This is a genomic window from Nocardia sp. NPDC006630 (assembly GCF_040611495.1).
Taxonomy (GTDB): domain Bacteria; phylum Actinomycetota; class Actinomycetes; order Mycobacteriales; family Mycobacteriaceae; genus Nocardia.
Genome location: NZ_JBEXOK010000018.1, coordinates 1 through 21849 on the forward strand (window position 1 = coordinate 1; position 21849 = coordinate 21849).

At 66.8% G+C, this 21849-nt stretch carries 20 protein-coding genes; 17 read left to right on the forward strand and 3 right to left on the reverse strand.

What is annotated here, in order from left to right:
• A partial coding sequence (locus tag ABZX86_RS37470; RefSeq protein WP_355130771.1) for an FAD-dependent oxidoreductase occupies positions 1-1476 on the forward strand: 1476 nt, incomplete at its 5' end.
• Between the two features lie 121 nt (positions 1477-1597).
• Here ABZX86_RS37470 and ABZX86_RS37475 read toward each other — a convergent pair.
• Together ABZX86_RS37475 and ABZX86_RS37480 are read right to left on the reverse strand one after the other, a co-directional pair.
• On the reverse strand, positions 1598-2362 hold the full coding sequence (locus tag ABZX86_RS37475) for a hypothetical protein (RefSeq protein WP_355130773.1): 765 nt from the start codon (positions 2360-2362) through the stop codon (positions 1598-1600).
• Between the two features lie 116 nt (positions 2363-2478).
• Positions 2479-3252 carry an acyl-ACP thioesterase domain-containing protein gene (locus ABZX86_RS37480; protein ID WP_355130775.1) on the reverse strand — a complete coding sequence of 258 codons (774 nt, stop codon included), beginning with the start codon at positions 3250-3252 and terminating at the stop codon, positions 2479-2481.
• Between the two features lie 201 nt (positions 3253-3453).
• On the opposite strand from ABZX86_RS37480, the gene ABZX86_RS37485 reads away from it, so the two are divergent.
• The 10 genes from ABZX86_RS37485 (at position 3454) to ABZX86_RS37530 (ending at position 15120) form a co-directional block, all read left to right on the forward strand.
• Positions 3454-4944 (forward strand): serine/threonine-protein kinase, encoded by a 1491-nt coding sequence (locus tag ABZX86_RS37485; protein ID WP_355130777.1) that lies wholly within the window; start codon positions 3454-3456, stop codon positions 4942-4944.
• An 84-nt stretch (positions 4945-5028) separates the two neighbouring features.
• On the forward strand, positions 5029-6756 hold the full coding sequence (locus tag ABZX86_RS37490; RefSeq protein ID WP_355130779.1) for a serine/threonine-protein kinase: 1728 nt from the start codon (positions 5029-5031) through the stop codon (positions 6754-6756).
• 93 nt (positions 6757-6849) lie between these two features.
• Positions 6850-7824 (forward strand): NADPH:quinone oxidoreductase family protein, encoded by a 975-nt coding sequence (locus ABZX86_RS37495; RefSeq protein WP_355130781.1) that lies wholly within the window; start codon positions 6850-6852, stop codon positions 7822-7824.
• A 43-nt stretch (positions 7825-7867) separates the two neighbouring features.
• Positions 7868-8980 carry a winged helix DNA-binding domain-containing protein gene (locus ABZX86_RS37500; RefSeq protein WP_355130783.1) on the forward strand — a complete coding sequence of 371 codons (1113 nt, stop codon included), beginning with the start codon at positions 7868-7870 and terminating at the stop codon, positions 8978-8980.
• Between the two features lie 168 nt (positions 8981-9148).
• Positions 9149-10489 (forward strand): amidohydrolase family protein, encoded by a 1341-nt coding sequence (locus ABZX86_RS37505; RefSeq protein ID WP_355130784.1) that lies wholly within the window; start codon positions 9149-9151, stop codon positions 10487-10489.
• Between the two features lie 175 nt (positions 10490-10664).
• A complete protein-coding gene (locus ABZX86_RS37510; protein ID WP_355130884.1) occupies positions 10665-11396 on the forward strand; it encodes an ABC transporter ATP-binding protein in 732 nt (243 codons plus the stop codon).
• Positions 11396-12232 (forward strand): ABC transporter permease, encoded by an 837-nt coding sequence (locus ABZX86_RS37515; RefSeq protein WP_355130786.1) that lies wholly within the window; start codon positions 11396-11398, stop codon positions 12230-12232. The genes ABZX86_RS37510 and ABZX86_RS37515 overlap by 1 nt, the downstream gene beginning before the upstream one ends.
• Before the next feature lie 39 nt (positions 12233-12271).
• On the forward strand, positions 12272-13438 hold the full coding sequence (locus tag ABZX86_RS37520; RefSeq protein ID WP_355130787.1) for a nitrate ABC transporter substrate-binding protein: 1167 nt from the start codon (positions 12272-12274) through the stop codon (positions 13436-13438).
• Between the two features lie 25 nt (positions 13439-13463).
• Positions 13464-14447 (forward strand): 2-oxoglutarate and iron-dependent oxygenase domain-containing protein, encoded by a 984-nt coding sequence (locus ABZX86_RS37525; RefSeq protein WP_355130789.1) that lies wholly within the window; start codon positions 13464-13466, stop codon positions 14445-14447.
• A gap of 28 nt (positions 14448-14475) precedes the next feature.
• The gene (locus tag ABZX86_RS37530; RefSeq protein ID WP_355130791.1) at positions 14476-15120 is read left to right on the forward strand and encodes a GntR family transcriptional regulator; all 645 of its coding nucleotides are present in this window, start codon (positions 14476-14478) and stop codon (positions 15118-15120) included.
• A 199-nt stretch (positions 15121-15319) separates the two neighbouring features.
• On the opposite strand, the gene ABZX86_RS37535 is transcribed toward ABZX86_RS37530, so the two are convergent.
• Positions 15320-15838 (reverse strand): Lrp/AsnC ligand binding domain-containing protein, encoded by a 519-nt coding sequence (locus ABZX86_RS37535; RefSeq protein ID WP_327146748.1) that lies wholly within the window; start codon positions 15836-15838, stop codon positions 15320-15322.
• A gap of 138 nt (positions 15839-15976) precedes the next feature.
• On the opposite strand from ABZX86_RS37535, the gene hppD reads away from it, so the two are divergent.
• The 6 genes from hppD (at position 15977) to fusA (ending at position 21768) form a co-directional block, all read left to right on the forward strand.
• A complete protein-coding gene (gene hppD, locus ABZX86_RS37540; protein WP_355130793.1) occupies positions 15977-17158 on the forward strand; it encodes a 4-hydroxyphenylpyruvate dioxygenase in 1182 nt (393 codons plus the stop codon).
• A 104-nt stretch (positions 17159-17262) separates the two neighbouring features.
• Positions 17263-17793 carry a DUF3558 domain-containing protein gene (locus tag ABZX86_RS37545; protein ID WP_327142351.1) on the forward strand — a complete coding sequence of 177 codons (531 nt, stop codon included), beginning with the start codon at positions 17263-17265 and terminating at the stop codon, positions 17791-17793.
• Between the two features lie 11 nt (positions 17794-17804).
• Positions 17805-18362, forward strand: a complete 558-nt coding sequence (locus ABZX86_RS37550) for a DUF3558 domain-containing protein (RefSeq protein WP_355130795.1) — start codon at positions 17805-17807, stop codon at positions 18360-18362.
• A gap of 280 nt (positions 18363-18642) precedes the next feature.
• On the forward strand, positions 18643-19017 hold the full coding sequence (rpsL, locus tag ABZX86_RS37555) for a 30S ribosomal protein S12 (RefSeq protein ID WP_297627061.1): 375 nt from the start codon (positions 18643-18645) through the stop codon (positions 19015-19017).
• 1 nt (position 19018) lies between these two features.
• Positions 19019-19489: a 30S ribosomal protein S7 gene (gene rpsG / locus ABZX86_RS37560; RefSeq protein WP_297627059.1), complete on the forward strand. Its 471-nt coding sequence runs from the start codon at positions 19019-19021 to the stop codon at positions 19487-19489.
• A 173-nt stretch (positions 19490-19662) separates the two neighbouring features.
• Positions 19663-21768: an elongation factor G gene (gene fusA, locus ABZX86_RS37565; RefSeq protein WP_355130798.1), complete on the forward strand. Its 2106-nt coding sequence runs from the start codon at positions 19663-19665 to the stop codon at positions 21766-21768.
• The last annotated feature ends 81 nt before the right edge of the window (positions 21769-21849 follow it).

Consider the following 21849-nt stretch of genomic DNA (forward strand, 5'->3'; position numbering starts at 1 on the left):
GACCTGCTCGCGTCGCTGGCCAGGTTCCAGGACATCAATGCCGCGTACTTCGTCCGGCACCCCCTGGAGTCGAACTTCGAGCCGCTGGTGCCGCCGAGCCGCGCGCCCAAGGAGCTGGGCACCCTGCGCGTCGCCATTGTCGGCGCCGGGCCGGCCGCCAGCTACGCGGCCGAGGAGCTACTGCGCCGTGCCGATGTGGAGGTGGAGCTGTTCGACCGGCTGCCCACCCCGTACGGCCTGGTGCGCGCGGGCGTCGCCCCCGACCACCCGGGCACCAAATCGGTGGCGACCCTGTTCGAATCGGCCTTCCGCCGCGATGCGCTGCAGTTCCGGCTCAATGTCGAGGTCGGCAAGCACATTTCGCACGAGGAGCTGCTGCAGCACCACCACGCGGTGCTGTACGCGCACGGCGCCTCCACCGATCGCCGTCTCGGCGTCCCGGGTGAGGAGCTGTCCGGCAGCATTTCGGCCACCGAATTCGTCGCCTGGTACAACGGGCACCCGGATTTCGCGGACCGCGAATTCGACCTGTCCGGTGAGCGGGCCGTGATTGTCGGCAACGGCAATGTCGCGCTCGATGTGGCGCGCGTGCTGACCGTCGATCCGGATGTGCTGGCCAAGACCGATATCGCCGACCACGCCCTGGATGCGCTGCGCCGCAGCAATATCCAGGAGGTCGTGGTGCTGGGCCGCCGTGGGCCGCTGCAGGCCGCCTACACCTCGTCGGAGTTCCTGGCGCTGGCGCATCTGAAGGGCGTCGACATCATTGTCGATCCCGCCGATCTGGAACTCGATCCGGCCAGCCGGGCCGAGCTCGAGGATCCGGACGTGGAGCCCTCGCTGAAGCTCAAGTACACCCTCGCGCAGGAGTACTCGGCCAACAAGCCGAAGCCGGGCAATAAGCGAATCGTCTTCCACTACCTGGTTTCGCCGACCGAGATCACCGGCGACGGCAAGGTCGAGACCGTCGAGTACGTGCACAACGAACTCGTCAAGGAGGAGGGCGGCACCGTGGCGCGGCCGTCCGATCGCACCGGCAGCCTGGAGGCGTCGCTCGTACTGCGCTCCGTCGGCTACCGGGGCACGGCGCTCGCCGATGTCCCGTTCGACGAGAGCCGGGGCGTGGTGCCCAATGCCGGTGGCCGCGTGCTCGATGCGGACGGCAACCCGGTGCAGGGCGTCTACGTCTCCGGCTGGATCAAGCGCGGCCCCCGCGGTGTGATCGGCTCCAACCGCGTCGACTCGCAGGAGACCGTCGATCACCTGATCGCCGATTTCACCAACGGCAAACTGGTTGCGCCGCAGGCGGACCGGCAGGCCCTCGCGGCGCTGCTGACCGAACGGCAGCCCGATATGGTCGGCCGCGAAGGCTGGAAGGCCATCGATCAGGCCGAACGCACCGCGGGCAAGGCCGCCGGCCGCCCCCGCGTCAAGTTCACCAGCCTCGAGGATCTCCTCAAGGCCGCCAAGGGCTGAGCGCGATACCCGAACGCCCCGCGATATCTGAAACAGTGCGGCCCCTCCGAATCGGAGGGGCCGCACTGCTGTCCGCAGATGCCGTGCCGGGTTCCGCGCGGCCGCAGCGTAATCCGCTGCGTCAGTGCGCGAGCAGGTTGATCAGCAGGCCGTCCTTGGCGCAGATGGACGGGATCGCGGGGTCGGGCTGGGCATTGCAGCTCCAGCCGTCGATGCTGGCCACATCGGTATCGCTGACGGTCTGCACGTATTGCGTTGCGACATTGATGGCTTCGGTGCAGCCGACGCGCCCGGCCGGAGTGCCGACCGCGATGATGGTGCGGAGGCCGCCGCCCGCATCGGTGACCGTGCCGCAGCTGGCGTCCCCGACCGGGGCCGGGGAGGTGGTGGGCGGCGGGGTGGTGGTCGGCGGGGCGGGCGGAGTGGGGGCCGCCGTGCCGCGCAGGCCGATCTGGAAGCCGTCCTTGAAGCAGATGTGCGGAACGTCGGTGTCCGGCTGCGGCTCACAGGTCCAGCCGTCCACCTGTGCGGCATCGCCGGTGCGGCCGGCATTGACGTAATCGCTGGCGACCGTGACGGCCTCGGTGCAGCCGGGGATACCGGCCTGGTTCGAGTACGCGATCACATCCGAGGATCCGCCGTTGGCTCCGGTGACCGGCCCGCAGTTCACATCGGCGGGTGAGGGTGTGGGCGCGGGCGGGCGAGTCGGGTTGGGCGACTGGGTCGGACCGACGGGCCCCGGCGTGGTCGTGCCCGCGGCGCTCGTCGACTTCGCGGAGGTGGTGGTGGTGCTGCTCGTCGCCGAATCCGAGGAGTGGCCGCAGGCGGTCAGCCCGACCACCAATGCCGGCGCGGCCGCGAGCAGTGTGAGACGGGCGAATCTCATGTCGGCGAACTCCTGTTCTCGACCACCGCACGGTGATCGGCACTGCGAGAGTCTGCCAGGCTAATTGTCAGCGAACGTTATTTCGCCGGGAATGTCCGGCGAGCACCACTATTCGATCAGACCGGCAGCGGGCCGATCCGGACCGTGGTGGTGGTGATCCCGCCGACCACGAACCACAGTCGCAGTACCGGATAGCCGGTCCTGTCACCGGGCTCGTAGCGGCTGCGCACACTCACGCGCTGCCGCGCCAGCACCGGCGCGATGTATTCGATGACCGCGCGATGCGGCCCGGCCACCAGCTTCGGATAGTCGACCAGATACTGCTCCACGGCCTGCCAGTACGCGGCATTGTTCACATGGTTGTACTGGTCGATATCCGTGGCGCGCACCGGAAACGTGAGGTCGGCATCGGATTCCGGCGGTGTCTGGTCGACCAGCCACGGCCGCCAGCGCAGCCGGTGCTCACTGGTCGTGCGCGAGAGTTCGGCCAGTCCCTCATCGCTGATGCGGGTCGGCATATTGGTGAACTCGTTGATATTGATCCAGAAACCCTCGGTCTCGATGAGACCGCCGTTCTCGCTGGTGACCCGGACCCGCATATTCGTCCAGCGGGTGGACATGGCCGAACACCAGCGTGTCAGCTCCACCCGTTCCGGCCAGTGGATCGGCCGCACCACGTCCACGACCGTGCGGCGCACGATCCAGGCCGGGTCGGTGCGATGGAAGAACCCGGAATGCATTTCCTCCCAGGCAATATCCTGCAAATAACGGGCTACGGCGTCGAAACGCACCCGTTGATAGGGATCCACATCGCCAGCCCGGACGGGCCACGCCGTGGCGAAACCCATGCCCTCCTGGGGAAGCGGGGCGAGTGGCTGATCGAGTGACACTGGTGCTCCTCGCGCTGCACAGGTGTGCCGCGTTTCGTGCGGTGCTTGCTGTGACTCGACTTTACGGGGCGTGTGTCACACACTCGCGGCGAGTCGCCCCTACTTGTGTCGGACGGGTCCGGAATCCCGCACGGAATGACAGTCGACCGCCCGGCCCGTAACCTTTTCCCGTTGCACGAAAGCACGGGGAGGGCGACGCGGGTGGCTGCGGAAAACAGGGCCGGTTCGCGGTTCGGACAGTACGAATTGCGCCGGCTGCTCGGCGTCGGCGGCATGGGTGAGGTCTACGAGGCGCACGACACGGTGCGCGACCGCGTGGTGGCGCTGAAACTTCTCGATGTGGACCTGGCCAAGTCGACCACCTATGTGGAGCGCTTCCGCCGGGAATCCCGCACCGCGGCCCGATTACAGGAGCCGCATGTCATTCCGGTGCACGACTGGGGTGAGGTGGACGGTGTTCTCTTCATCGATATGCGCCTGGTGCGCGGCCAGGACCTCAGCGCGCACCTGGCCACGCACGGCCCGCTCACCCCGCGGCAGGCCGTCGAGGTGGTGGAACAGATCGCCGCCGCCCTGGACGCCGCGCATGAAAGCGGTCTGGTGCATCGCGATGTCAAACCCGCCAATATTCTGCTGACCGGTGAATTGTTCGCGTACCTGGTCGATTTCGGCATCGCACACGCGGAATCCGATATGCAGCTCACCACCGCGGGCAGTGCCATCGGGTCGTTCGCATATATGGCTCCGGAACGCTTCGAGCACAGCACCGGCGCGTCGATCAGCGCCGATATTTACGCGCTGGCATGCGTGCTGTACGAAAGTCTCGTCGGTGAGACTCCGTTTCGCACCGATGGTCATCTGGCCACCATTCACGCGCACATGATGACTCCGCCGCCGCAACCCAGTCTGCGCGCGGGCGTACCCGCCGGTTTCGATCAGGTGATCGCGACCGGTATGGCGAAGGATCCGGCGCGCCGCTACACCTCGGCGAGCCAGCTGGCCCGGGCCGCCCGGGCGGCGCTGTCACCCGCGCCTGCGCAACCGCTCGTCACGGTCCCGCCGAGCGTGGGGGGTCCGGCTGTCTCGCAACCGATTCCGCTCGTCTACCCGCCGACCGGAAGCACGGGGTCACCGGCCGTGGCCAACGGCCGTCCCGCCACGGCTCCGCTCGCACCGCCGCCGAAGCGGATCCTGCGCCCGGTCGTGGCGGTCGGGGGTGTGATCGTGGGCATGGTGCTGCTCGGGGGCGTGCTGGGCTGGCGGCTGTGGTCCGGCGACGACGTCGCCGGTGGCACCACCACCGGCGGTACCACGACGACAACGACCACCACGGGCGCCGTCACCACCACCGTCGCACCGTATGTCGGCACCGTATCCGATACGGACGCACAGGGTTTCGTCGGCGGACTGCGCTGTAATGCCAGTGATCCGGCCCTGGCGGTCGGTACTACGGCGGCCTCGCGGCTCGTGGTGTGCCGGACCGATACCGGCCGCTACTACTACAGGGGGCTGCGGATCAGCGATGGTGCGACCCAGGAGATCGATGATCCGGTCCCGGTCGGAATCGGCGGATTCACCGCGACCAATCCCGCCGACGGCACCAAGTACCTCATCACCACGCATGCACTGACCATTGTCAAGGCCGGTCAGATCCTGGCCACCGAGCCGATGCTCGAATACGCCCACCGCTGACGATTTCCCTTCAGGGACATGACAGGCCGGTGCGCGGGCCGTAGCCTTTTCCTGGGGTAGGACAACACAGGGGAGGCGACGCAGGTGGTCGCAGGGGACCGGGCCGGTTCACGATTCGGGCAGTACGAGTTACGGCGCCTACTCGGCGTCGGCGGCATGGGCGAGGTCTACGACGCCTATGACACCGTCCGAGATCGCACGGTCGCGCTCAAACTGCTGGATGTCGAGCTGGCCAAATCGCCCACCTATGTGGAGCGCTTCCGCCGCGAATCCCGCACTGCCGCCCGGCTGCAGGAGCCGCACGTCATTCCGGTGCACGACTGGGGTGAGGTGGACGGTGTCCTGTTCATCGATATGCGACTGGTCAGCGGCCGAGATCTCAAGGCGTACCTGACCTCCGAGGGGCCGATGCCGCCGGGGCGCGCCGTCGAAGTGGTGGAACAGATCGCCTCGGCGCTGGACGCCGCGCATCAGGGCGGCCTGGTGCATCGCGATATCAAGCCCGCGAATATTCTGCTGACCGGTGAATTGTTCGCGTACCTGGTCGATTTCGGTATCGCACACGCGGAATCGGATGTGCAGCTGACGAGTATGGGCAGCGCCATCGGATCGTTCGCGTATATGGCGCCGGAACGCTTCGAGCACAGCACGGCGATCTCCCCGTCCGTCGATATCTACGCGCTGGCCTGTGTGCTGTACGAAAGCCTCACCGGCGAAATACCTTTCAAGACCGACAGCAATCTCGCCACCATTCGCGCGCATATGATGACCCCGCCGCCCCGGCCCAGTGCCCGGCCCGGGGTGCCGATCGGCTTCGACCAGGTGATCGCGATCGGCATGGCGAAGGATCCGGCCCGCCGGTACGCCACCGCGGGCGAGCTGGCCAGGGCGGCCCGCGCGGCGCTCGTATCCGCCGAACACGGTGCGACCACCCGCACCTCGGTCGCGCCGACCCACCTGATTTCGCATGTCCCGCAATCATTTCCGCCGACCGGCTATCTGCCGTCGCAGGGCAGCCATCCCTCCGGGCCGGTCGGTTATCCGGGCGATCACTCCTCGGGCCCGGTCGGCTACTCCTCAGGTCCGGCCGATTACCAGCCAGGCCCGGTCGGCTATTCGTCCGGCCCTGCCGATCACCCGTCGGGCCCGGTCGACTACCAGGCGTCGCAGCCGACGCAGTTCCGCATGCCGTACGCGGAACCGCTGCGCGAGCACCCGTCCGCGCCGCTGCCCCTGCCGCCCCCGCAGCGCAGTTCCCTGCCGATCGTGGTGGGTGCGCTCGTGGGTGCGGTGCTGGTGATGGGCGGCCTGCTGGGCTGGCTACTGTTGTCCGGCAAGAACAATGGCGGCAACACCACGACCACTGCGGGCGGCACTACGACGATCGCCACCACCCCGGATGCGACCGCGCCGACCGCCGCGACGGCCCCGCCCTACAGCAATCCCGCGACCAGTCCCGCCCCCGCCGCCCTGCCCCCCTTCGCCGGATCCGTATCCGGCACGGACGCACAGGGTTTCGTCGCCGGACCGCGCTGCAATGCCGACAACCCGGCCTACGCCATCGGCCGCACCACCGCCTCCCGCGTGGTGATCTGCCGAACCGGCGTCGGCCGCTACTACTACAAGGGCGCCCGCATCAGCGACGGTGCGGGCATCGAGATCGACGATCCGGTGCCGGACGGTTCCGGCGGCTTCACCGCCACCAACGGCGGCGACGGCACCCAGTACCGCGTCACCTCCAGCGCGCTGACCATCGTCCAGGGCGGCGCCACCCTCGCCGACGAGCCGATGATCGAGTACACCCACCGCTGATTACTGCCGACTCGCCCGGTGGCGGTGACACGCCATGGCTGTATGGGTTACGTTCGGCTGGTATCCAATGGTGCATTGATCGGAGTGTGTGGCATGCGTGCAGCCGTGGTGAGCAAGCTCGAGGGGCCGGAGGCCATCGAGGTTCTCGACGTACCGGAGCCCGCGGCCTACCCCGGCGGCGTTGTCATCGAGGTGCACGCGGCGGGCATCGCCTTCCCCGATGTGCTCATGACGCGCGGTCTGTACCAGATGAAGCCGCCGCTGCCGTATGTCGTCGGCTGTGAGGTCGCCGGCATCGTGCGCGAGGCTCCCGAGGACGCGCACGTCAAGGCGGGCGACCGGGTGGTGGCGCTGACGCTGCTGGGCAATGCTGCCGCCGAGGTCGCGGTGTCGCCCGCGAACATGGTGTTCACGCTGCCCGACAATGTGTCCCTCGCCGCGGGCGCGGGTGTGCTGTTCAACGATCTGACCGTGCACTTCTGCCTCACCAAGCGCGGCCGCCTGGCCTCCGGTGAGACCGTGCTGGTGCACGGCGCCGCGGGTGGTATCGGCACCTCCACACTGCGTATGGCGCAGGCGCTGGGCGCGGGCCGGGTCATCGCCGTGGTGAGCACCGAGGAGAAGGCCGAAGTGGCGCGCGCGAACGGGGCGACCGATGTGGTCCTCACCGACGGCTGGCTGGCCGCGGTCAAGGAACTGACCGGCGGGCGCGGGGTGGATATCGTGCTGGACCCGGTCGGCGGCGACCGCTTCACCGACAGCATTCGCTCGCTCGCCTCCGGCGGCCGGGTGCTGGTCGTCGGCTTCACCGCGGGCGATATCCCGACCGTGAAGGTGAATCGCCTGCTGCTCAAGAACGTCGAGGTGATCGGTGCGGCCTGGGGTGAATGGGTCATGACCCACCCCGGCTACCTGCAGGAGCAGTGGGCCGAGGTGGCGCCGCTGCTCGCCAGCGGCCAGATCGCCCCGCCGGACCCGCTGCTGTACACCCTCGAGCACACCGCCGAGGCCGTCTCCGCGCTCGACAAGCGCACCGCGACAGGCAAGGTCGTCGTCACCCTGCGCTGACCGCACCTGCCCTGAGCGTGAAATCCCGTAGCGTGGCTGCATTGTGAAGCTTTCCCGGCAGGTCCTGAACCGCACGCTGCTCTCGCGCCAGCACCTGCTGGCGCGTACCACGCTCACCGCGCCGCAGCTGTGTGCACAGCTGGTCGGATTGCAGGCGCAGGACATGCTGCCGCCGTTCGTCGCTTTATGGAGTCGCACAACCGATTTCGATCCGGCTACAGTCTCGGCGGCGCTGGACGACCGCTCGCTGGTGCGAATCACCTTGATGCGCGGCACTATTCACCTGGTCACCCCGGTGGACGCGCTGCGTATCGCCCCGCACATCCAGCCGGAGCTCGAAAAGATCCCGTTCCGTAAGGGATTCAACTACGGCGCCATGGTCGGCCTCGATCCCGAAGAGGTGCGCGCGCAGGGTGAGAAGGTCCTGGGCGAGGAGCCCATGTCCGCGGCCGACCTGCGTGCGCACGCCGCCGCGCTGTACCCCGACCGCGATCCGGGCGCGGTCCTGCAGACCTGGCTCTACCAGCTCCCCGTGCTGCAGACCCCGCCGCGCGGCCGCTGGGGAGACAGCAGCCGCCCCGTCTGGTCCCGCGCCGAACCCTGGCTGGGCGCACCCCTGGACCACGGGTATCCGCTGGAGGAACTGCTGCTGCGCTATCTGCGCGCCTTCGGACCCGCCACCACCATGGATATGCAGACCTGGTCCAAACTCACCGGCATGAAACCGGCCGTGGCCCGCCTCGGCGACCGCGTCCGCACCTACACCGACGACCGCGGCCGCACCCTCTACGACGCCGCCGACGCCGAACTCGCCGACCCGGACCTCCCCGCCCCCGTCCGCCTGCTGAGCTGGTACGACAACGCCCTGCTGTCCCACCAGGACCGCACCCGCATCATCCCCGACGGCACCGCCCCACCCCTGCAAGCCTTCGCCGCCCAGGTCTCCTCCCTCCTCGTCGACGGCTACCTCGCCGGCATCTACAAAACCTTCACCACCGCCGACACCGCCCGCCTCCGCATCAGCCCCCGCGCGGCCTGGTCACCCCGGCAGCACGCCGACGTCGAAGCGGAAGCCCATGCCCTACTGGAATTCCTGGAACCCGACCGCACACACAGTGTCGAAATCCTCCCTCCGGGAGCGAATCTCAAACCCTGATCTCCCCGGGCTGGATGCAGTCGTCATAGACAGCTCCGTTGTCGGGGTTTACCGGCATGCAATATGGGGTGGTTAGGGTGGCGGCACGGCGTTCATGGCTGAAACGGACGCAGGTGCACCGTCGGATGGAGGCGGGCGAACCAGCCGCATTTCCGGGAGGAATGCCGCATGGTGCGCTCTACTGCTCTGTCCGCTGTTATCGGTGATGTCACCGTCTATGCCGCCACTGAGGCCGGGCCGCAATGGCTTTCGGGTCAGGATGTCGTTGTCGAGGACAGTCGCGTAGTCGCGATCGGGCCCGGCGCGGGCGCCGATCGCCCGGGATCGCGGTTCGACGGGAGCGGCGGGCATCTGATTCCCGGGTTCGTCAATACCCACACCCATCTGCAGCAGTCGGTGCTGCGCGGGGCGGGGGAGGGGCTGCCGCTGCTCGAATGGCTGCACTGCGTAGGCGAATTCACGGTGACGGCCACCCCCGAGCAGACCTATCTCGCCGCATTGGCGGGCGGGCTGGAGCTGCTGCGCAGCGGCGTCACCACCGTGGTCGAGCACATGTGGCCGAACCCCTCGGAGGCCGTGCACGATGCCGCGCTGCGGGCGCTGCAGGAGCTGGGCATTCGAGTGGTCTTCGGGCGTGGTCTCGCCGATCGTGCGGACGCCTCCCGCAAATGGGGGATGGATCCGCGCCTGGTCCAACCACTTTCGGAGATCCTCGCGCATATCGACGATCTCGATGTGCGGCTGGCGGGTTCCCGCATCACCACCGCGCTGGCGGTACCGAACCCGCGCTGCCTCACGCCCGAGGGCATGGCGACCGTGCGCGATTACGCCGACCGCACCGGCAAAACCATCTCCATCCATCTGCTGGAAACCAGCACCGACGAGGACATGTGCCAATTGCATGCAGCCACGTCGGCCGTCGACTACCTCGACGCCGGCGGCCTGCTCGGCGAACGGACGCTGGCCGTGCACTGCTGCAAACTCGACGAGCGCGGCCGGGCCGTCTTCGCCGAACGCGGAGTCTCGGTGTCCTACAACCCTTTGAGCAATATGCGACTGGGCAGCGGCGTGGCCCCGGTGCCCGCCATGCTGGCCGCCGGAATCGGCGTCGGCCTCGGCGTGGACGGCGCGGCCTCCAATGACACCCAGGACATGCTGCTGGCCCTGCGCATGGGCGCCTACCTGCAGCGCGTCACCCACCAGCGCGCCGACCTGCTCGGCTTCGACGACATGCTGCGCATGGCCACCCGCGGTGCGGGCCGCGCCCTGGGCGATCCCGCCACCCATTCCGGAGTCCGGGTGGGCGACCGCGCCGACCTGGCCCTCATCCGCTTCGATCGGGATTTCGCCTGCCTCCCGGCGCGGGATCCGGGAGCCATGCTGCTCACCACCGCCTCCCCGCGCGTGGTGGACACGGTGTGGGTGGACGGGGAGGCCGTGATCCGCGACGGCCACAGCACCCGCACCGATGAACAGGCTTTGGTTAAGCAGCTCAATAGCATGCAGTGACAGTTAATCAATTGGAAACAGTCGCACGATTGCATGTAATTCAGATCGATAACACTGATCTCACGCACACAGTGCACGCAATTCCAAGCGAGAGAAGGTGAGTGCGGTGGTCCTGCAAGACACAGCGCGGAACCCGGCCGGCAGCACCGTGCACGACCTGGGGACGAACCCGGAGATCGCGTTCGCCGGCATCGGAAAGCGCTACTCCGGCAATGGATCCGGCGAGGTCATTGCACTCGCCGATATCAACCTGCAGGTGCGGAACGGCGAATTCGTCGCTGTGGTGGGACCTTCCGGCTGCGGTAAGTCCACCCTGCTGCGACTGGCCGCTGGCCTGGAACCGCCGACCTCCGGAAGCGTTGTGGTGCAGACCGATTCGGTCGGCTTCATCTTCCAGGACGCCACACTGCTCCCGTGGCGCAATGTGCTGCGCAATGTCGAACTCTGCGCCCAATTGCGCGGTATCGACCGCACCGCGCGGCGTGAGCGAGCCACCCGCGCGCTGAATGCGGTCGGCCTGGCCGATTTCGCTACCAAACTCCCCGGTCAGCTCTCCGGTGGTATGCGCATGCGGGTGTCCCTCGCCCGCGCGCTGGCCCTCGAACCACGCCTCATGCTGCTCGACGAACCCTTCGGCGCCCTCGACGAGATCACCCGGCTGAGCATGCAGGAGGAGCTGCTGCGGCTCTACCGCGACAATGCCTTCACCGCACTGTTCATCACCCATTCGGTCTCGGAGGCGGTGTTCCTGGCGGGCCGGGTGGTGGTCATGTCCGCCCGCCCCGGCCGGGTGCACGAGGTGATCGATATCGACCTGCCGTATCCGCGCGGCCGGGAACTGCGCTTCGAGCCCGCCTTCACCGAACTGGTGTCGCGGGTCTCCCGTTCTCTGAAAGAGGCTTCGTAATGGTGGGTCTCGCCCTCTCCGCCCCCGTGCACACCCGCACCACCCCGCGCCTCCCGTACCGCTGGCTCGGCAAAGCCGTTGTGCCCCTGGTCTGTATCGGCCTGGCGCTGGGCGCCTGGTACACGGTATCGCTGGTGCTGCTCGCCCCCGACCGCCGCTTCCTGCTGCCACCGCCGCACCAGGTCTTCGCCGAATCCCTCAGCAACCCGGCGAAAATGGAGGTGATGCTGCGCGCGCTGGCGGTCACCGCCAGGGTTGCGGTCACCGGACTGTTCTTCGCCGCCGTCCTGGGAATCGCCATCGGCATGCTCATGAGCCAGACCAAGGCGATCGAACGGGTGGTGTATCCGTATGCCGTAGTGCTGCAGGCGATTCCGGTGCTCGCCGTGGTCCCGCTCATCGGCCTGTGGTTCGGCTACGGGCTCACCGCCCGCGTACTGGTCTGTGTGCTCATCGCGGTGCACCCGATCATCGCCATGACCCTGTTCGGCATCCAGAGCGTCGACCGCAACCTGCGGGAACTGTTCACCCTCGGCCGGGCGAATCGACTGCGGCGCTTGATATCCCTGGAATTGCCCGCCGCCCTGCCGTCCATCATGGCCAGCCTGCGCACCGCGGCCGGACTCTCGGTGACCGGCGCGGTCATCGGCGACATGTTCTTCGCCAAGGGCCAGCCCGGAATCGGCACCCTGCTCGACACCTACCGCGCCCGGCTGCAATCGGAGGATCTGCTCGCCGCGCTGCTGCTGGCCGCCCTGTTCGGTGTCGCTGTCTTCGCGTTCTTCACCGTCGCGCAGCGACTCACCGTCGGCCGCTGGCACGCGTCGGGCCGCTGAACTTCCCGCACCCACTTATCAACAGCCTGTGGAGAACTCATGCACACCCCTCTGCGCCTCCTCGGCGCCGCCGCGATCGCCACCCTGGTCGTCGCCGCCGGTTCCGCCTGCTCCAGCTCCTCCGAGAACGATTCCGCCGCAGTGCAACTCCCGGCCGCGCCGGCCGAACAGCAACTGGCCGGCCGCTGCCCCGCGACCGTCGTGGTCCAGTTGCAATGGGATCCGGAGACCGACTCCGGCCCCATCTTCGGGCTGCTCGGGCCCGGCTATCACGTCGATTCCGACAACAACAAGGTCACCGGACTGCTGGTGGTGGACGGCAAGGACACCGGCGTCAAACTGGAGATCCGCGCCGGCGGCCCGGCCATCGGCTTCCAGACCGTGCCCTCGCAGATGTACGTCGATTCATCCATCACGCTGGGCCTGGACCACTCCGAGGACGCCATCGCGGCCTCGGGCAAGCAGCCGATCACCGCGGTCACCACCCTGCTGCGCTCCAGCCCGCAGATGCTCATGTGGGACCCCAAAACCCATCCCGACTGGCACGGCATCGCCGATATCGGCAAAGCCGGTGCACCCGTGGTGGTTTCGCAGGGCCAGCTCTATCCGGAATGGCTGGTGTCGCGAGGGCTGTTGAACGCCAAGCAGATCGACGCCTCCTACGACAACGGACCCTCCCGCTTCGTCTCCGATCCCTCCTTCGCACAGCAGGGTTTCGCCAACTCCGAGCCCTACGTCTACGAGCACGAGGTGAAAGCCTGGGACAAGCCGGTCGGCTACCAGCTGCTGCGTGACGTCGGCTACGAGGGCTACGCCCGCACCGTGAACGTGCGCACCGACAAGCTGAACGAACTGCGCCCGTGCCTGCAGCGCCTGGTCCCCATGATCCAGAGGGCCACAGCGCAATTCCGCACCGACCCGAGTCACGTCAACGATGTGGTCGTCGATGTCGTCTCCAAGAGCGCGAACCTGACGCCCTACAGCGCGGCCCTGGCCGCCTACGGCTCCAAGACGCTCATCGACAGCGGCCTGATCGGCAATGACACCGACGGCGTGCTCGGCAGTTTCGACGAAGCCCGCGTGCAGCGTGTCATCGACCAATTCGCGCCCATCCTGCGCCACGGCGGCGCGAACGTGCCGGCGGGGCTCACCGCCAAGGACCTCGTCGACAAAGAATTCCTGGACCACACCATCACCGCAGGCTGAAAGCCCCTATCAGACAGGGAAACCCATGACCAACGACACCGCCGAAGTCGCCCGCGAGAAGCAGATGGGCGGGCTGGGCGCCGAGGCTGCCCGGGACATCCGCATTATCGACCTCACCGATTTCGAGGACCGCCGCGCCGAGATCACCGAGCAGCTCTGGGCCGCCGCCACCGATATCGGCTTCTTCCAGCTCTCCGGCCACGGTATTCCACAGGAGCAGATCGACGCCGTATTCGGGCTCACCGCAGGCTTTTTCGCGCTGCCCGAGCCGGTGAAAGGCCAGTACCCACTGGTCAAAGCCGATAATGCGGGATGGGAATCGCTGAGCCAGGTGCGCCCCTCCATCGGCGTCCCCGATCAGAAGGAGTCCTACCAGATCACCCGGCCGCATATGGACGGCCGCTGGCCCACCGCTGACGAACTGCCCGGATTCACCACGGCCGTACTGGAATTCGAGAATCGCTGCTGGGGCGTCGCCATGCAGGTGCTGTCCTGCTTCGCCGACCGCCTCGGCCTGCCTCGCGAGCACTTCACCACCGCGCACAATCCGGACTCCGAGCACTACCAGTCCACCCTGCGCCTGCTGCACTACTTCGCCGTCCCCGCCGAACTGCGTGCTGTGCCCGGCCGCTGGCGGGCCGGCGCGCACACCGACTTCGACTGCCTCACACTGCTTTTCCAGCGCGACGGCCAGGGCGGACTGCAGGTCTGCCCCGGCAAGGAGATGGCCGAACAGCAGTGGACCTCCATCACCCCGTCCTCCTCGCTCATCACCTGCAATATCGGTGACATGCTCACCCGCTGGAGTGATGACCTGCTGCCCTCCAACTTCCACCGCGTCCGCAGCCCCGGCGCCGACGAATACCAGGGTGACCGCTACAGCATCGCCTACTTCGCCCAGGCCGACCGCGACGCGATCATCGAAGGCCCGCAGGGCGTCTACCCGCCCGTCACCGCCGCCGAGTTCCTCACCGAGCGCGTCCGGGCCAACTACCGGCCGCAAGGGTAATTTCGAACCGAGCACCGAAAGGACCACCATGACCGAACCGGACAGCGAACTGCTCGGCCCCTCCGTGCACCGGCAGTTGCGGCAGCTCGTGCTGTCCGGCGAACTCGCACCGGGCGCACCGCTGAGCGTCCTCGCCCTGTCCGCGCGACTCGGGGTGAGCCGCAGCCCCGTTCGCGAAGCGGTGCAGCAGCTCATCTACGAGGGACTGGCCGTGAACGTCCCGCACGCCGGGGCGCGCGTGGCCGTCGTCGACGACGCCCAGATCCGCGATGTGCTCGCGGTGCGCTCCGTCCTCGACGGCCTCGCCGCCGCCGGCGCCGCCACCCGCCTCACCGAATTCGACCTCGGCAAACTCACCGCCATGCTGTCCGAACAGGAGAACAACCTCCGCGACAATGTGGACCCGGCCCGCGACACCGATCTCGACCTCGAATTCCACAGCTTCATCCGCGACCGCTCCGGAAACCGCACCGTCGCCGAGGAACTCGCGCGCCTCGAAGCCCAGGCTCACCTCTACCGCGGCGACCTCTGGGCCCACCCCCGCAACCGCCGCACCGCCCTCCGCGAACACCGCCGCATCCTCGAAGCCCTCGAATCCGGCCATCCGGCAGACGCCCGCACCGCCGCCGAGGCCCACGTCTGCGGCCTCATCACCCGCATGAACCGCACCTGACCCCGCACACCCGAATGGCTCCAGCGCGAGGCAGTCACGTGGAGCACGAGTCAATCGCGTTGTACGTGAGGCCTCGTCGTGTCGGGGACGTCCTCGTCATCCCGGCGCATCCCTGCTTCGCACTCTCCCGACATGGCCCAGCTTCGTCACCCTGGCGTGTTCGTTCGGCCGGGAGCTACCAAGCGGTTCAGCGGTAACTTCAGTGCGAATTGCGGTAGGCCGGAGCCTTACTCGACCCGGACGGGGTGAGCGTGCGCAGCAGCGGGAGCGTGCGCTGCGGAACCACGGTGGACAGCACGATCACGCTGTGCGACCGCGATACCGAGGAGCTGCGGTCGATGCTCAGCAGCACATGCTGCAACCCGGCATGCGAATCCGCCCCGATCCGGCACATGACATCACCGGAACCGGTGGTGGCATACGCCTCCAGCACCCCCGGGATGGCCTCCAGATCGGCGGCCACCGCCTCCAGCGCACCCTGCGCGATCTCCAGCGTCACGAACGCCTGCACATCGAAACCCGCTGCGGTGACATCGATTTGCGGATCATAGGAGGCGATCACCCCCGCCTCCTCCATGCGCGCGATCCGCGACTGCACGGTCGCGCGGGCCACCCGCGTGCGCCGCGAAAGCTCCAGAATCCCGGCCTTCTGGTACTCGTGCATGGCCGTCAGAATGGCAAGATCCAGTTCGTCCAGCTTGGCGGGCGTGCGTGCCATGGCGGGACCTCCGCTCGAGGGTGATGTGGTATTCAAATTGTCCAGCACCAGGGCCCGGATGGTGGCGTAATCAACCAGGATGTCTACTGGAATTCGCCGATATTGCTCAGCTGGCACCCGCAGCGATTTGCTGATCACATGAGCATCGAGGTTGTGCCACCGGAGTCCGACGAATTACGCCGGCTGATCGGCCTGGTCGATCATGACGCGGCCGCCGATCCCTTCCCCGTCATCGGCTGGGACGCACTGGTCTGGGCGGTCGGCAATGCCACCCAGACCGCGCACTTCCTGGAGTCCGCCTTCGGCATGCGCCTGGAGGCCTACTCCGGTCCCGAAACCGGCAATCGCGACCACAAGGCCTATGTGCTGCGCAGCGGCAGCGCCCGCTTCGTGGTGTGCGGTGCGGTGGACCCCGGCAGCCCGCTGGTGGCCCATCACGACCGGCACGGGGACGGCATCACCGATATCGCCCTCGAGGTCCCGGACGTGGACCGCTGCATCACCTGGGCGCGTACCCACGGCGCCACCATTCTGGTAGAGCCGCACGACGATACCGACGAGCACGGCACCGTCCGCTCCGCCGCCCTCGCCACCTACGGCGAAACCCGGCACACCCTCATCGACCGCTCCCGCTACGACGGCCCCTATCTGCCGGGGTTCGTCGCCCGCCACTCCGAGTACGAGCCCCGCGAGGGCGCACCGAAGCGGATCTTCCAGGCCATCGACCACGTCGTCGGCAATGTCGAACTCGGGCAGATGGATACCTGGGTCGAGTTCTACCGCCGCGTCATGGGTTTCGAGAACATGGCCGAATTCGTCGGCGACGATATCGCCACCGACTACTCCGCCCTCATGAGCAAGGTGGTCGCCAACGGCAACCACCGCGTCAAATTCCCGCTCAACGAACCGGCCGTGAGCCGCAAGAAATCCCAGATCGACGAATACCTGGAGTTCTACCGCGGCCCCGGCGTCCAGCACATCGCCCTCGCCACCGGCGACATCCTCACCGCTGTCGACACCCTGCGCCGCGAGGGCATCGAATTCCTCGACACCCCCGACACCTACTACGAGGACCCAGAACTGCGCGCCCGCATCGGCCACGTCCGGGTCCCCGCCGAGGCCCTGCAGTCCCGCGGCATCCTCGTCGACCGCGACGAGGACGGCTATCTGCTGCAGATCTTCTGCAAGCCCATCACCGACCGGCCCACCGTCTTCTTCGAACTCATCGAACGCCACGGCTCCCTCGGTTTCGGCAAAGGCAATTTCAAAGCGCTGTTCCAGGCGATCGAACGCGAGCAGGAGGCCCGCGGAAACCTCTGAGCTATAGCCGAATTGCCTGATTCATGCCTTGTCGCCGCCCCGGAACCGAGCACGCGGACGCCGCGAAACGGGCCCGGCCGCGGAGTGCACGTTAGAGTCGGGGCATGCGGATCACGTCGGCGATCGTCACGGGGTTGAGCCTCGCGCTGCTGCTGTCGGCGTGCGGCGGAAAGAGCGATTCGGACAACACCACCGGACTGCGGCCACCGCCCAAAGTGGCGACGCTGGGCCCGTTCGTCGGCGAATGCGGCCACCTCACCGATGACGAGGTCCGCGACCTCGGCGGGCTCGGCAATGTCTCGCAGGTGTTCAAGAACGCGGTCGGCTGCAATTGGAAGGCCTCCGGATTGGGCTCGGCCAGCGTAACTTTCGCCTCCTATCGCGGCAGTCCCATCGACCGCGAGAAGGCCTGGGTGGCCAGCGTCGGCCGCAATCCGCAGACCATCGACGTCGGCGGCAAGAAGGGCTTCCAGGCCCTCGACCCGGCCGGCGCCGTCTGCGATCTCGCCGTGCAGCTGGACGACGACTTCTTCGAATGGTCCATCTCCTACGGCCTGTTCTCCTCCGGCAATCTGGGCAACCCGTGCGACCGCACCCACAAGATGGCGGAACTGACCGTGCAGAGGCTCGGATGAGGGGGATGGGCATGCGGCGGACCCACGGCGCGGTACTGCTCGCGGTACTCGCACTGACCACCGCCGTCGCCGGCTGCAGCAAGACGGTCCCCGGCACCGCACTGCCCGCGGGCGGCACCACCACCGACAGCGGCGGCAAGATCAATACCAATTTCGACAAGCTGCTGCGCGAATGCGATGTGGTCTCGCTCGACGACATCACCAAGACCGTCGGCGACGGCACCTATGTGAACCCGTCCTTCAACGGCGCGGTCTGCATGTGGGATATCGAGGGCGGCACCGCGGGCAGCGGCATGATCACGCTCAACTGGTACGAAGAGGGTTCGCTCGCCAACGAGAAGGCCAATAACGACAAACTGCACTACGTGACCAACGACATAACCGTGCAGGGTCGCCGCTCACTCGAAACACATCGCCCCAACGACCCCGACTCGTGCGGCGTCAGCGCACCCGCCGCCGACACGGGGATTGTTGGCTGGTGGCTCAACTATCGGGCCGGGTCCAACCACCCGGATCCGTGCGATGCGGCCCGCAAGCTGGTGGAGTTGACGCTCAATCTGTCTCGATAATCCCCTCTACCAGCTCCTGTGTGGGGACCCCTTTTTGCCCCCTGTAAACGGTGCGGGTATCGTGGACCGCTGTGCCCGGAAGCATTCGGGCAGGTTTGTGCGCGGTACGTAGGCCAGCGAGAGCGGCTGACCTCCCCAGCATGCCCGGAAACCGGGCGGTGCATTGCGCATGACACGCCCGACCCCGTGGTGAGGAAATAGCGCGGGAACTGGGCCGAAAGCTCGAATGACCAAGACATGAAGTTCCAGACATCTGGTTACTAATAAGGAAAGCCGGTCTATGCCAACCATCAACCAGCTGGTCCGCAAGGGTCGTCGCGACAAGGTCACCAAGACCAAGACCGCGGCCCTCAAGGAGAGCCCGCAGCGTCGTGGCGTGTGCACCCGCGTGTACACCACGACTCCGAAGAAGCCGAACTCCGCGCTGCGTAAGGTCGCGCGTGTTCGCCTGACCAGCGCGGTCGAGGTCACGGCCTACATCCCCGGTGAGGGTCACAACCTGCAGGAGCACTCGATGGTGCTCGTTCGCGGTGGTCGAGTGAAGGACCTCCCGGGTGTGCGCTACAAGATCATTCGCGGTTCGCTCGACACCCAGGGTGTGAAGAACCGCAAGCAGGCTCGCAGCAAGTACGGCGCCAAGAAGGAGAAGAGCTGATATGCCACGCAAGGGCCCCGCACCCAAGCGTCCGCTGATCAACGATCCGGTTTACGGGTCCCCGCTGGTTACTCAGCTGGTCAACAAGATCCTGATGGACGGCAAGAAGTCGACTTCCGAGCGCATCGTCTACGCCGCGCTGGAGCAGGCACGCGAGAAGACCGGCACCGATCCGGTCGTCACCCTCAAGCGCGCGCTCGACAACGTCAAGCCCGCCCTCGAGGTGAAGCCCCGCCGCGTCGGTGGCGCCACCTACCAGGTGCCGATCGAGGTCCGTCCGGGCCGCGCCAACACCCTGGCGCTGCGCTGGCTGGTCACCTACTCCCGTGCCCGTCGTGAGAAGACCATGGTCGAGCGTCTGGCCAATGAGCTCCTCGACGCCAGCAACGGCCTGGGCGCTTCGGTGAAGCGTCGCGAGGACACCCACAAGATGGCTGAGTCCAACCGGGCGTTCGCGCACTACCGCTGGTGATTCGGCCCCCGGCTTTTCCGTTCGGAAGTGCCGGGAGTCGAGTCACAGTCCGGCGTGGCACGCAAGCGCCACGCCGGGCGTTGACAACGTGATGACCGCTGGCTGAAATTCTCGAAAGAGCGCCAGGGGTCGTTCCCGAAGATCCCAACTAGCTACGAGCGGGGAAGATTTCCGTGGCACAGGACGTGCTCACCGACCTCAACAAGGTCCGCAACATCGGCATCATGGCCCACATCGATGCCGGTAAGACGACCACCACCGAACGCATCCTCTTCTACACCGGTATCACGTACAAGATCGGTGAGGTGCACGACGGCGCCGCCACGATGGACTGGATGGCGCAGGAGCAGGAACGCGGCATCACAATCACGTCGGCCGCGACGACCTGTTTCTGGAAGAACAACCAGATCAACATCATCGACACCCCGGGTCACGTCGACTTCACCGTCGAGGTGGAGCGTTCGCTCCGGGTGCTCGATGGCGCCGTTGCCGTATTCGACGGCAAAGAAGGTGTCGAGCCGCAGTCCGAGCAGGTGTGGCGTCAGGCCGATAAGTACGACGTGCCGCGTATCTGCTTCGTGAACAAGATGGACAAGCTCGGTGCTGATTTCTACTACACCGTGCAGACCATCAAGGATCGTCTGGGCGCGCGCCCGCTGGTGATCCAGCTGCCGATCGGCGCCGAGGATTCCTTCGAGGGCATCGTCGACCTGGTCGAGAACAATGCCAAGGTCTGGCGCGGCGAGACCAAGCTCGGCGAAGAGTACGAGGTCGTCGAGATCCCGGCCGATCTGGTCGAGAAGGCCGCTGATTACCGTCAGCAGCTGCTCGAGACCGTCGCCGAGTCCGATGAGGCGCTGCTGGAGAAGTTCTTCGGTGGTGAGGAGCTCTCGATCGATGAGATCAAGGGCGCCATCCGCAAGATGACCGTCAACTCCGAGCTCTACCCGGTGCTGTGCGGTTCGGCGTTCAAGAACAAGGGCGTTCAGCCCATGCTCGACGCCGTCATCGACTACCTGCCGACCCCGCTGGATGTGGAGTCCGTCACGGGCCACGTTCCGGGCAAGGAAGATCAGGTTCTGACTCGCCGTCCGAGCGTCGAGGAGCCGTTCGCGGCCCTGGCGTTCAAGATCGCGACGCACCCCTTCTTCGGCAAGCTGACCTACATTCGCGTGTACTCCGGCCGGGTCGATTCCGGCGCCCAGGTCATCAATGCGACCAAGGGCCGGAAGGAGCGTCTGGGCAAGCTGTTCCAGATGCACTCCAACAAGGAGAACCCGGTGCCCGAGGGCGTCGCCGGCCACATTTATGCGGTCATCGGCCTCAAGGACACCACCACGGGTGACACCCTGTGCGATCCGCAGAACCAGATCGTGCTGGAGTCCATGACCTTCCCGGACCCGGTTATCCAGGTCGCGATCGAGCCGAAGACCAAGGCCGATCAGGAGAAGCTCGGCGGCGCGATCCAGAAGTTCGCCGAAGAGGACCCGACCTTCAACGTGAAGCTCGATCAGGAGACCGGCCAGACCATCATCGGTGGTATGGGCGAGCTCCAGCTCGATATCTACGTGGACCGCATGAAGCGCGAGTTCAAGGTCGAGGCCAATATCGGCAAGCCGCAGGTCGCTTACCGCGAGACCATCACCAAGACGGTCGAGAAGCACGAGTACACCCACAAGAAGCAGACCGGTGGCTCGGGCCAGTTCGCCCGCGTGATCATCTCTGTGGAGCCGTTGACCGATGCCGAGGACGGCGCGACCTACGAGTTCCAGAACAAGGTCACCGGTGGCCGCGTTCCGCGTGAGTACATCCCTTCCGTGGACGCTGGTATCCAGGACGCCATGCAGTACGGCGTGCTGGCCGGCTTCCCGCTGGTGAATGTGCGTGCCGCGCTGCTCGACGGCGCCTACCACGAGGTCGACTCCTCGGAAATGGCGTTCAAGATCGCCGGTTCCGCCGCCCTCAAGGAAGCGGCCCGCAAGGCCGGTCCGGTGATTCTCGAGCCGCTCATGGCGGTCGAGGTCATCACGCCCGAGGACTACATGGGCGAAGTGATCGGCGACCTGAACTCTCGCCGTGGCCAGATCCAGGCCATGGAGGAGCGCAGTGGTGCCCGTATCGTCAAGGCGCTGGTTCCGCTGTCTGAGATGTTCGGCTACATCGGTGACCTGCGGTCGAAGACCCAGGGCCGGGCCAACTTCTCCATGGTGTTCGCTTCGTACGCGGAGGTTCCGGCCAACGTGGCGAAAGAGATCATCGCCAAGGCAACCGGCGAGTAGAGCACAGCGACCGAGTACTCGGTCGCTGGGTAGTCTCTCATCGGTTTCAGATCGACCCCCTGTAATACACACCGCACTGCT

Excerpts from the sequence above, each read along its gene's own strand:
- ABZX86_RS37475 (WP_355130773.1), bottom strand. The coding sequence starts at position 2,362 with ATGAGATTCGCCCGTCTCACACTGCTCGCGGCCGCGCCGGCATTGGTG.
- ABZX86_RS37495 (WP_355130781.1), top strand. The coding sequence starts at position 6,850 with ATGCGTGCAGCCGTGGTGAGCAAGCTCGAGGGGCCGGAGGCCATCGAG.
- ABZX86_RS37505 (WP_355130784.1), top strand. The coding sequence starts at position 9,149 with ATGGTGCGCTCTACTGCTCTGTCCGCTGTTATCGGTGATGTCACCGTC.
- ABZX86_RS37515 (WP_355130786.1), top strand. The coding sequence starts at position 11,396 with ATGGTGGGTCTCGCCCTCTCCGCCCCCGTGCACACCCGCACCACCCCG.
- ABZX86_RS37520 (WP_355130787.1), top strand. The coding sequence starts at position 12,272 with ATGCACACCCCTCTGCGCCTCCTCGGCGCCGCCGCGATCGCCACCCTG.
- ABZX86_RS37525 (WP_355130789.1), top strand. The coding sequence starts at position 13,464 with ATGACCAACGACACCGCCGAAGTCGCCCGCGAGAAGCAGATGGGCGGG.
- ABZX86_RS37530 (WP_355130791.1), top strand. The coding sequence starts at position 14,476 with ATGACCGAACCGGACAGCGAACTGCTCGGCCCCTCCGTGCACCGGCAG.
- ABZX86_RS37535 (WP_327146748.1), bottom strand. The coding sequence starts at position 15,838 with ATGGCACGCACGCCCGCCAAGCTGGACGAACTGGATCTTGCCATTCTG.
- hppD (WP_355130793.1), top strand. The coding sequence starts at position 15,977 with ATGAGCATCGAGGTTGTGCCACCGGAGTCCGACGAATTACGCCGGCTG.
- ABZX86_RS37545 (WP_327142351.1), top strand. The coding sequence starts at position 17,263 with ATGCGGATCACGTCGGCGATCGTCACGGGGTTGAGCCTCGCGCTGCTG.
- ABZX86_RS37550 (WP_355130795.1), top strand. The coding sequence starts at position 17,805 with ATGCGGCGGACCCACGGCGCGGTACTGCTCGCGGTACTCGCACTGACC.
- rpsL (WP_297627061.1), top strand. The coding sequence starts at position 18,643 with ATGCCAACCATCAACCAGCTGGTCCGCAAGGGTCGTCGCGACAAGGTC.
- rpsG (WP_297627059.1), top strand. The coding sequence starts at position 19,019 with ATGCCACGCAAGGGCCCCGCACCCAAGCGTCCGCTGATCAACGATCCG.